The organism is Nocardia sp. NPDC059154 (assembly GCF_042755705.1).
Lineage (GTDB): Bacteria > Actinomycetota > Actinomycetes > Mycobacteriales > Mycobacteriaceae > Nocardia.
In genome coordinates, this window is sequence record NZ_JBHZCS010000105.1 from 1 (window position 1) to 9,514 (window position 9,514).

General features: G+C 68.7%; 10 protein-coding genes. 5 read left to right on the top strand and 5 right to left on the bottom strand.

Annotation, left to right across the window (positions count from 1 at the left end; translation table 11 throughout):
- Positions 1-125 precede the first annotated feature (125 nt).
- Complete coding sequence (locus tag ACFXN1_RS47365) at positions 126-857, bottom strand: HNH endonuclease (protein ID WP_354834668.1); 732 nt, start codon at positions 855-857, stop codon at positions 126-128.
- Between the two features lie 268 nt (positions 858-1,125).
- Here ACFXN1_RS47365 and ACFXN1_RS47370 point away from each other — a divergent pair, with 268 nt between their 5' ends.
- The 5 genes from ACFXN1_RS47370 to ACFXN1_RS47390 all read left to right on the top strand — a co-directional run bounded on the left by ACFXN1_RS47370 (position 1,126) and on the right by ACFXN1_RS47390 (position 4,647).
- Positions 1,126-1,530: a globin gene (locus ACFXN1_RS47370; protein ID WP_379398967.1), complete on the top strand. Its 405-nt coding sequence runs from the start codon at positions 1,126-1,128 to the stop codon at positions 1,528-1,530.
- 134 nt (positions 1,531-1,664) lie between these two features.
- The gene (locus ACFXN1_RS47375) at positions 1,665-3,266 is read left to right on the top strand and encodes a glycoside hydrolase family 13 protein (protein WP_379444307.1); all 1,602 of its coding nucleotides are present in this window, start codon (positions 1,665-1,667) and stop codon (positions 3,264-3,266) included.
- Positions 3,267-3,343: 77 nt separating this feature from the next.
- Positions 3,344-3,622, top strand: coding sequence for a hypothetical protein (locus tag ACFXN1_RS47380; protein ID WP_379398965.1), 279 nt, complete (start codon positions 3,344-3,346; stop codon positions 3,620-3,622).
- A 10-nt stretch (positions 3,623-3,632) separates the two neighbouring features.
- Complete coding sequence (locus ACFXN1_RS47385; RefSeq protein WP_379399033.1) at positions 3,633-4,076, top strand: DUF5130 domain-containing protein; 444 nt, start codon at positions 3,633-3,635, stop codon at positions 4,074-4,076.
- 178 nt (positions 4,077-4,254) lie between these two features.
- Positions 4,255-4,647: a helix-turn-helix domain-containing protein gene (locus ACFXN1_RS47390; RefSeq protein WP_379444305.1), complete on the top strand. Its 393-nt coding sequence runs from the start codon at positions 4,255-4,257 to the stop codon at positions 4,645-4,647.
- Positions 4,648-4,716: 69 nt separating this feature from the next.
- On the opposite strand, the gene ACFXN1_RS47395 is transcribed toward ACFXN1_RS47390, so the two are convergent.
- From ACFXN1_RS47395 to pepN, 4 genes are all read right to left on the bottom strand, one after another.
- On the bottom strand, positions 4,717-5,307 hold the full coding sequence (locus ACFXN1_RS47395; protein ID WP_379398963.1) for a ClpP family protease: 591 nt from the start codon (positions 5,305-5,307) through the stop codon (positions 4,717-4,719).
- Positions 5,304-5,906 (bottom strand): ClpP family protease, encoded by a 603-nt coding sequence (locus tag ACFXN1_RS47400; RefSeq protein ID WP_379398962.1) that lies wholly within the window; start codon positions 5,904-5,906, stop codon positions 5,304-5,306. The genes ACFXN1_RS47395 and ACFXN1_RS47400 overlap by 4 nt, the downstream gene beginning before the upstream one ends.
- 81 nt (positions 5,907-5,987) lie before the next feature.
- Positions 5,988-6,377 carry a hemophore-related protein gene (locus tag ACFXN1_RS47405; protein WP_354834689.1) on the bottom strand — a complete coding sequence of 130 codons (390 nt, stop codon included), beginning with the start codon at positions 6,375-6,377 and terminating at the stop codon, positions 5,988-5,990.
- A 186-nt stretch (positions 6,378-6,563) separates the two neighbouring features.
- Entirely contained in the window at positions 6,564-9,155 is a 2,592-nt protein-coding gene (pepN, locus tag ACFXN1_RS47410) for an aminopeptidase N (protein WP_379446603.1), read from the bottom strand.
- Positions 9,156-9,514 lie beyond the last annotated feature (359 nt).

The window sequence follows — 9,514 nt, forward strand, 5'->3', positions numbered from 1 at the left end:
AAAGGCCGCGCGAGAACTCGACGAGGAACTCACCGCCGGGCTGACCGCGAAGGAGCGCACGGCCTTCCTGCGCGCGCTCGGCGTACTGGCCGCCGAAGCCGGTCTGCCCACGGGGGAGTGACGCGTCAGGCCGCGCCCTCGCCGAGGTACTGCAACCACATAGGATCCAGTTCCGAGCTGGCCGACAGCAACCGCCAGTGCGGACCCTTCGGCGCGACCATCGGATGGTGCAGCGTCCAGCCCAGTTCGCTCAGGAGCTTGTCGGCCTTGCGGTGATTGCAGGGGGCGCAGGACGCGACGCAGTTCTCCCACGAGTGGGCGCCGCCACGGCTGCGCGGAATGACGTGATCGATGGTTTCGGCCTTGCCGCCGCAATAGGCGCAGCGGTAGCGGTCGCGATGCATGAGGGCGGCTCGGGTCATGGGTACCCGTGCCCGGTAGGGGACGCGCACGTAGTTGCGTAGTCGGATGACCGAGGGGAGCGCCACCGAGGTGCCGGCGGAATGCACGACCGGACCCTCCGGATTGTCGTGCACGGTGTCGGCCTTGTCGCAGATCAGCAGCACGATGGCGCGACGCGCGGACAGGGCGGTGAGCGGCTCGTACGTGGCGTTCAGCAGCAGCACGCGGCGTTTGGCCCAGGCGGGAACGGGTGCTGCGGTGGGCGGATGATGCGCGTGCTCGCGGTGGTCGCCCGGATGGGCGGGCTCGGGATGAGCGCCCAGGTGATGCTCGGAATGAGAATGTTCGGACAGCAAGTGCAGCGGAGTAGCCCCCGACCCACGATTGTGGACGTCGGCGGGCTGGAGTTGTCGATGGGTCCGCGCCTCGTGTCGGGCGCCGTGCCGCTGCTTCATGGGCCATACCCCGGTTTCGTATTCGTCCGATTGTGTGGTATCTCGGCAGACTGCCACCCAGTTGACCATGACTTGCCGCATATTGCACGGTGATTTCGCACATTGTCGGGCACATTCGGATGAACGGGACGTGACAATCGTGCACGCGGGCCGGCCAGGCGTCGAGAAACGCTGTTCCGAGCTGCGAACGGTGTGCTGAGGGGGCGTCGATCGGCCGCATCGAGGGTGCACCCGGGCCGGACGTCGCGGGAGTGGGCACAATGGGGACGTGACTTCCGGCGAGCAGACTGCAACCTCCTTCTATCAAGCCGTGGGCGGCGAGAAGACGTTCCATCGGATCGTCGCGGCGTTCTACCGCGAGGTGGCGCAGGACGAGGTATTGCGGCCGCTGTATCCGGAGCAGGATCTGGGCCCGGCCGAGCGACGCCTGCGGATGTTCCTGGAGCAGTACTGGGGCGGGCCGCGGACCTACTCCGACGAGCGCGGGCATCCGCGCCTGCGGATGAGGCACATGCCGTTCAAGGTCGGGCCGATCGAGCGGGACGCGTGGCTGCGGGCCATGCGCATCGCGGTGGCGGAGATCGAGCCGGAGGTACTCGACGATGCGCACCGGCAGCAGCTGCTCGACTACTTCGAGATGGCCGCGAATTCGCTGATTAACTCGCCTTTTTGAGTTTGATCCGCAGAAATACCAGCGCCTCACAGTGTTTCCGGGCGCCCGCAGCTGTCCGCTGATCATTTGCTGAAACTGGACAAGTCCATTCGACGTGACCGCGAAAGTCACTGTGCTTTGGCACCATTACGGCTGTGACTGATTTTTCCGCCGCAGCCGGGGGCGGGGCCGGTCCGGCTCCGTGGTGGCGATCGGCTGTGTTCTACCAGGTGTACCCGCGTTCCTTCGCCGATTCCGGCGGTGACGGTGTCGGTGATCTGGGTGGACTGCGTGACCGTTTGGGCTATCTCGAGCTACTCGGGGTGGACGCGCTGTGGATCTGCCCGGTGATGCGCTCGCCCATGGCCGACGGCGGCTACGACGTGTCGGACCCGCGCGATATCGACCCGCTGTTCGGCGGCCTCGGGGCGCTGGACGAGATCATCGCCGAGGCGCACGACCGGGCCATGCGGGTGACCATGGACCTGGTGCCCAACCACACCAGCGATCAGCATCCGTGGTTCCAGGCGGCGCTGGCGACGGGGCCGGGGAGTCCGGAGCGGGCGCGGTACTTCTTCCGCGACGGCCGCGGGCCGGACGGCGCTGTGCCGCCGAACAACTGGCCGAGCATCTTCGGTGGTCCGGCCTGGACCCGGGTGATCGAACCGGACGGTAGACCGGGGCAGTGGTACCTGCACATCTTCGCCGCCGAACAACCCGACCTGAATTGGGAAAACCCTGAGGTCGCAGCCGATTTCGAACAAACCCTGCGGTTCTGGCTGGACCGCGGCGTCGACGGTTTCCGGATCGACGTGGCGCACGGCATGGCCAAACCCCCGGGCCTGCCCGATATGGAGCGCGTCGACACACGGATGCTCCACCTCGAGGACGACGATCCGCGTTTCAACAACCCCGGTGCGCACGACATCCACCGGCGGATCCGGAAGGTGATGGACGAGTATCCGCACGCGGTCGCCATCGGCGAGGTGTGGGTCGACGACAACAGCCGCTTCGGCGAATACGTCCGGCCCGACGAACTGCACCTGGCCTTCAATTTCCGGCTCGCCCAGACGCCCTTCCGGCCGGATCGGATCCGCGCGGCCGTGGACAATTCGCTGCGCGCGGTGGCCGGGGTCGGCGCGACGCCCACCTGGACGCTGTCCAACCACGACATCGAGCGCGAGGTCACTCGCTACGGCGGCGGGCCCGTCGGGCAGGCGCGGGCGCGGGCCATGATCCTGCTGGAGCTGGCGCTGCCGGGCAGCGTATTTATCTACAACGGAGCCGAATTGGGGCTGGCCAATGTGGACGACCTCCCCGAGTGGGCGCTGCAGGACCCCACCTGGGAACGCTCCGGACACACCGAGCGCGGCCGGGACGGCTGCCGGGTGCCGCTGCCGTGGGAGGGGGAGTCGCCGCCGTTCGGGTTCACGACGGGGGTGCCGTGGCTGCCCATGCCGCCGGAGTGGGCGGCGCTGACCGTGGAGGCGCAGCTGGAGCGACTGGATTCCATGCTGTCGCTGTACCGGATGGCAATCGAATTGCGGGCCGTCCGGCCGGAATTCGGGGGGTTCGAGCTGGAGTGGTACGCGAGTCCGCCCGGCTGCCTCGCATTCCGGCGCGAGGGCGGTCTGCTATGCGTGCTCAATGCCACCGATGCGCCGATCCTGCTCCCCGCGGGTGAGGTGCTGCTGGCGAGCGCGGCGATCAATCCGCGGCGGGAACTTCCGGCGAACTCGACGGCCTGGCTGGTCTGAAAGGGGTTTGTTACGACACGGCCGCACTAACCCTTACCGGTCGTAGTAGGCACACGGGCATCGACTACCGTTGGGCCGTGAGCATTCTCCAGACAGTGCTGATCTACGTCGGCATCCCGGTCGCGATCTATCTGGTGATCGCCGGATTGTCGTTCCTCGGCAAGCCGCTGCCCGGCAAGAAGCCGGCACACTACGAACTCGGTGCGAAGTGGACCCAGCCCCCGGTGCTGTGGAGCGCGACCGACGAGGTGACCGGATCCGGCCACCACGACACTGCTGATTCGCATGGTGACCATGCGGCTATCGAATCCGCCCACGCGGAGCTGATCGGAGGCCGGGCAAGTGGCAAGTTCTAATTGGCCCGTGGTGGACGAGGCCGACCTACCCCACGGTTACGCGATCACCACGAGTGGACGCGTCTCCGGTGTGCACGAGGCCGGCGACGTCTTCAAGGAAGCGCCGTTCAACGACCGCGAGCGGCTGCTCATGGACAATGCGCTCACCGACGCCACCCGTGCCACCAAGGTGCGCTTCAACGTCTACATCGGTGACCTGGGCTCCGACTCGGCGGCCGGCGTGGACGCCCTGTTCCCCTCCACCCCCGAGGCCGCCCGCTCGGTGCTCATCGCGGTGGACCCGAACACCAACTCTGTCGAGGTACGCTCCGGCCGTGATGTCGCCGAACGCGCCAACGACCGCGTCTGCCAGCTCGGCGCCACCGCCGCCACCAGCTCCTTCCGCCAGGGCGAGCTGATCGACGGCCTGGTCTCGGCCGTGCGCGTGATGGCCGCCGCCATCGGGCGGGTCTAGCCGACTCTCGGCTCTTCTCGGGGGCTTCGCCCCCTGAAACCCCAAGGGACGTTTGGGGGCTCAGCCCCCAAACCCCGAGGGGTGAAGATCGCGCACCGACCCCCGCACGCCCCGACCGACATTTCGCCCTGAGCAGATCGGGGCGCGGGGGCGGGGTGGGGGAATTTACGCTCGGGAGATGGCCGAGCATCCGCGTTTGCAAGCAATTCCCGGTGGTCTCGACGAAGGGGCCGGGGTGGTGCGACGTGCGGCGCGTTCGGCGCCGGTGCGCGAGCCGCTGTGGCGGGAGGCACTCGGCGGTCAGTTGCGCTCACTTCGGCTGGAGCGGGGGGAGAAGCTGACGGAAACGGCTGGGCGAGCCGGTATTTCGCCGCAGTATCTGTCCGAGGTCGAACGGGGGCGCAAGGAGCCGTCCAGCGAGATGATCGCGGCCTTGGCGGGGGCTCTGGGCACCAGCTTGGGTTCGCTCACACGGCAGGTGGCCGAGGACCTACTTCGCGCCCGTCCCGCCCCGGCCCGGCACCCGGCCATCTCGCCGCTGGCGATCTCCCCCGTCCTGCTGGCCGCCTGATCCACGAGCATGCGTTGGCGCACCTGCCTTTTCGGCGTTGTGCGTGCACCAGCGCATGCTCGTCGGCGTTCAGGCGCGAGGGCCGAGGAGATGGTCGGCCAGGCCGTAGTCGAGCGCCGTTTGCGCGGTGAAGACCCGGTCCCGGTCGGTGTCGCGGCGCAGGGTTTCCGCGGACTGGCCGGTGTGGGTGGCGAGGATGGTTTCGATCTGGGCGCGCATGCGGACGATTTCGTCGGCCTGCAGGATCAGGTCGGGGATGGTGCCCTGACCTCGAATCGCGGGCTGGTGCAGGACGATTCGAGAGTGCGGGAGGACATTGCGGCGGCCCTTCGCGCCGCCGGCCAGCAGCACGGCGCCCACCGCGATCGCCTGGCCGACGCAGGTGGTCACCACAGGGGACTGAATGTGCTGCATGGTGTCGTAGACCGCGAGCATGGCCGGCAGGTCGCCGCCCTCGCAGTTGATGTAGAGGTTGATGTCCTGGCCCGGGCTTTCCGCGTCCAGGTGGAGGAGCTGGGCGATCAGGGCATTGGCGACACCGGAGTCGATGGGCGTGCCGAGATAGACGATGCGTTCGGTGAGCAGATGCGAGTAGACGTCCATGATCCGCTCCCCGCGCGGGTCGCGGGCGATCACATTCGGAATCGTGTAGCTGCTCATGCCGAGATCCCCAGCTTCTGGCGCTGCGGGACGACCTGGTGGAAGGAGTCCACGATGCCGTCGATGAAGCCGTACTCGCGGGCCTGCGTCGCGGTGAACCAGCGGTCGTGCAGGGAGTCCTCGAAGACCTGGGCGTAGGGCTGGCCGGTGTCGGCGGCGATCAGGCCGAGGACGGTCTGCACGGTGTAGCGCAGGTCGTCGGCCTGCACCTCCACCTCGACGGCACTGCCGCCGATGCCCGCCGAACCCTGGTGCATGAGGATGCGGGCGTGCGGCAGGGCGTAGCGGTGCCCGGGTGTCCCCGCCGACAGCAGGAATTGTCCCGCGCTGCAGGCCAATCCGAGGGCCAGTGTCGACACCGTGCCCGGCACCAGCCGCATGACGTCGCGAATGGCGAGCATGGCGGGCACGGACCCGCCGGGCGAGTGGATCCACAGCGAGATGTCGGCCTCGGGATCCTCGGCCGCCAGCGTGAGCAGCTGGGTCATGAGCAGCGTGCCGTTGTCGTCGTCGAGCGGCCCGTCCAGTACGAGCACCCGGCGGGCGAAGAGCTGTTCCCTGGTGTGCCAGTTGAACATCGGAGTCTTGTTCTCTGCCATGCCTTCACGGTGCCGCAGCGGACCGCCGGAAGTCCTGCCGCGCTGCTGTGGGCGGATCCGCCCACAGCAGCGTCTGCCGGGCTAGTGCCGGTGGCAGGTGTCGGCGACGCGGTCGAACTTGGCGCGCACGGGTTCGCTGCCGGGGGCGTGGTCGTGGCGGATCTGTTCGATGCGGTCCTCGACGTCGGGGTACTGGGACACGATGCGGAAGAAGGACTCGGGCCGGGCCTCGGGCGGCAGCTGGTACATCACGGCGAGCCCGGAGGTGAGTTCCGGGTGGCCGTCGATGAGCCGGGCCAGCACCGGATCCTGATCGTTGAGAGTGGTGTCGATCTGGGCCCAGCTGCAGGTGGAACGGGTGAGCGAGTCATCGTCGTCGGCGGCCGCCACGCCGGTGCCGGAAAGCACTGCGGCGGAGCAGATTCCGGTGACGGCGAGAGCGGCGGCGGCGTGACGGGTCCAGGATGTCATGGTGGGTGGCCTCATTCGGTCGGGATGGCTTGCGGCACCGATCATGTCGGACTCCGGGCCCGCGGACCCCGTCCGGCGGGGGTTCTTCAGCGACTCTTCAGTCGCGGCCCCGCACCGCCGACAGCCCCTCCCGAATGGATTCGGGAGGGGCTGTCGCGGTCGAAATATGCTGCCGTGCAGTGCTTTCTAGCTGCGGTCGAAGGCGCGGGCGCGCAGCGAGCGCTCGATGCCCGCCTTGCCCTCCACCACCAGGCGGCGCAGCGCCGGCGGGTGTTCACCGGCGAGGAACTTGTCGGCCACCGCGACGGCCTCCTCGGTGACGGCCCAGTGCGGGTACAGCCCCACCACGACCGTCTGGGCGACCTCGCTGGAGCGCCGCTCCCACACCGACGCGATCTCGGCGAAGTAGCGCTCCACGTACGGGGCCAGCAGCGCGCCCTGGCCCGCCGGGGCGAAACCGGTGACGATGGCACGCGCGGTGATGTTCGGCACCGTGTCGTCGCCCATGACGGTGTCCCACGCCGATTCCTTGACCGCCGCCTGCGGGCGGGCGGTGGCCGCGGCCGCGGCCTGGCGGCGGCCCGCGGCGGTGTCGTCGCGCGTGAGTTCCGTGTCGATGACCGGGGTTTCGATGCCGTCGGCGTCGATGGCCCCCGCGGCCGCGAGCGCCTGGGTGATGCGCCAGCGCAGGTCGGTGTCGACGATCAGGCCCGGCAGGCCGACGCCCTCCGGGTCATCGGCGTGCAGCCGGCGCAGCACCTCGATGTGCTGTGGCGAGAGCAGCGCGCCGGTCAGCGCGTTGACGAACGCCAGCTGGTGGTCCGAGCCCGCACCGGCGGCGCGGGCCAGTTCCAGCAGGCAGTCGGCGTAGGCGGGCCAGCCCTCGGCGCGCGCCCACTCGGGGTCGGCGTAGGCGCCGAGCGCGGTGCCGGCCTGCATGAGCAGCCGCTGGACGACACCGATCTCGGTTTCCGCGCCGACGCCGCGCTGCACCAGCGCCACGAAGTCGCGGGCCTTCATCTCGGCCTGCCGGGTCATCTCCCAGGCGGCCGACCAGGCCAGCGTGCGGGGCAGCGGCTCGGCGATATCGGCGATGCGCGCCACCACCGTGTCGAGGGAGCCGGCGTCCAGGCGGACCGAGCAGTAGGTGAGGTCGTCGTCGTTGACCAGCACCAGCTTGCCGCGGCCGACGCCGACCAGCTCGGGCACCTCGGTGCGCTCGGCCGGATCGATGTCGAGCTCGACGCGCTTGGTGCGCACCAGCTTTCCGTCCTGGTCGTCGTAGACGCCGATGGCCAGGCGGTGCACGCGGCGCTCACCGGCGCCGGGCTCCGCGCCCTGCTGGACGACCGCGAAGGACGCGAAGTTGCCGTCCGAGTCCACGGTGAAGTCCGGGCGCACGATGTTCAGGCCGGTGGTCTTGAGCCACTGCGCCCCCCAGTCGGACAGGTCGCGGCCGGACGCCTTCTCCAGTGCGCCCACCAGGTCGTCGAAGGTGGCGTTGCCGTAGGCGTGTTCGGTGAAGTAGTCGCGCAGACCGGCCAGGAACGGCTCCTCACCGACGTAGGCCACCAGCTGCTTGAGCACGGAGGCGCCCTTGGCGTAGGTGATGCCGTCGAAGTTCACCTCGACCGCGGCCAGGTCCGGGATGTCGGCGGCGATCGGGTGGGTCGAGGGCAGCTGGTCCTGCCGGTACGCCCACGACTTCTCGACATTGGCGAAAGTGGTCCAGGCATTGGTGTATTCGGTCGCGCCGACCTGGCACAGCACCGAGGCGAAGGTGGCGAACGACTCGTTCAGCCACAGGTCGTCCCACCACTTCATGGTGACCAGGTCGCCGAACCACATGTGCGCCATCTCGTGCAGCACGGTCTCGCAGCGGCGCTCGTAGGAGGCGCGAGTCACCTTGGAGCGGAAGACGTAGTCCTCGAGGAAGGTGACCGCGCCCGCGTTCTCCATGGCGCCCGCGTTGAATTCGGGCACGAACAGCTGGTCGTACTTGCCGAAGGCATAGGGCACACCGAAATTGGTGTGGTAGAAGCCGAAGCCCTGCTTGGTCTCGGTGAAAAGCCGTTCGGCGTCCATGAATTCGGCCAGCGAGGCGCGGCAGTAGATGCCGAGCGGGATCTCGCCGTGCGAATCGCTGTAGGAGTCGGTCCACTTCGCGTACGGACCGGCGATGAGCGCGACCAGGTAGGTGCTCATGCGCGGGGTGGTGGCGAAGGTGTGGCGGACCACGGTGCCGATGGTGTGGGTGTCGGCGACCGCGCCGTTGGAGATGACCTCCCAGTCCTCGGGCGCGGTGACGATCACGTCGTAGGTGGCCTTGAGGTCGGGCTGGTCGAAGCAGGCGAACATGCGCTTGCAGTCGGCGGTTTCGAACTGCGAGTACAGGTAGACCTTGTTGTCGGTGGGGTCGACGAAGCGGTGCAGGCCCTCACCGGTGTTCGAGTACTGGCCGTCGGCCTCGATGACGAGCTCGTTGTTCGCGGCCAGGTTCGGCAGGGTGAGGCCCTGCTCCTCGTCGTAGCCGCTCACATCCAGGGCCACGCCGTTGAGCACGGCCGAGCGCACACCCGCGCCCACGAAGTCGATGAAGGTCTGCGCACCCGGGGTCGCGGTGAAGGTCACGGTGGACTTCGAGTGGAAGGTCTCACGGCGCGGCTCTTCGGCACCGGTGGGCTGTCCGGTCAGGTCCAGTTCGACCCGATAGTTCTCCACCTGGACCGTCGCGGCGCGTTCGATCGCCTGCTCGCGGGTGAGATTCGGTGCGGACAAGGGGGCTCCTTAGCTCTCGGAGAACTTCTGCCGTGCAGGTGCACCCGGCTCGCTGAGCGGCGCTGCCCAGGGCTCGGTGCGGGATGCGATGCGCCCGCGCGAGGCATCGAGCGGACCGAACAATTCTCCACTCGCGACCCGGCGCGGACACGACGTTCCCCACAATGCCACGTCCCGCCTACCCGTGGCGTGGGGCCGGGGGGGGGGGGGGGGTTGTGGCGGGGGGGGGGGGGGGGGGTGTTTTTCTCTCCCTCTGGGGGGAGGAAACAAAACCACCAACCCCCCCCCCCCCCCCGCGCCCGCACGCTAGATGATGTCGTCCGGCGGAGGCAGCAACGGGTACGGCCGGGTGCGATTCT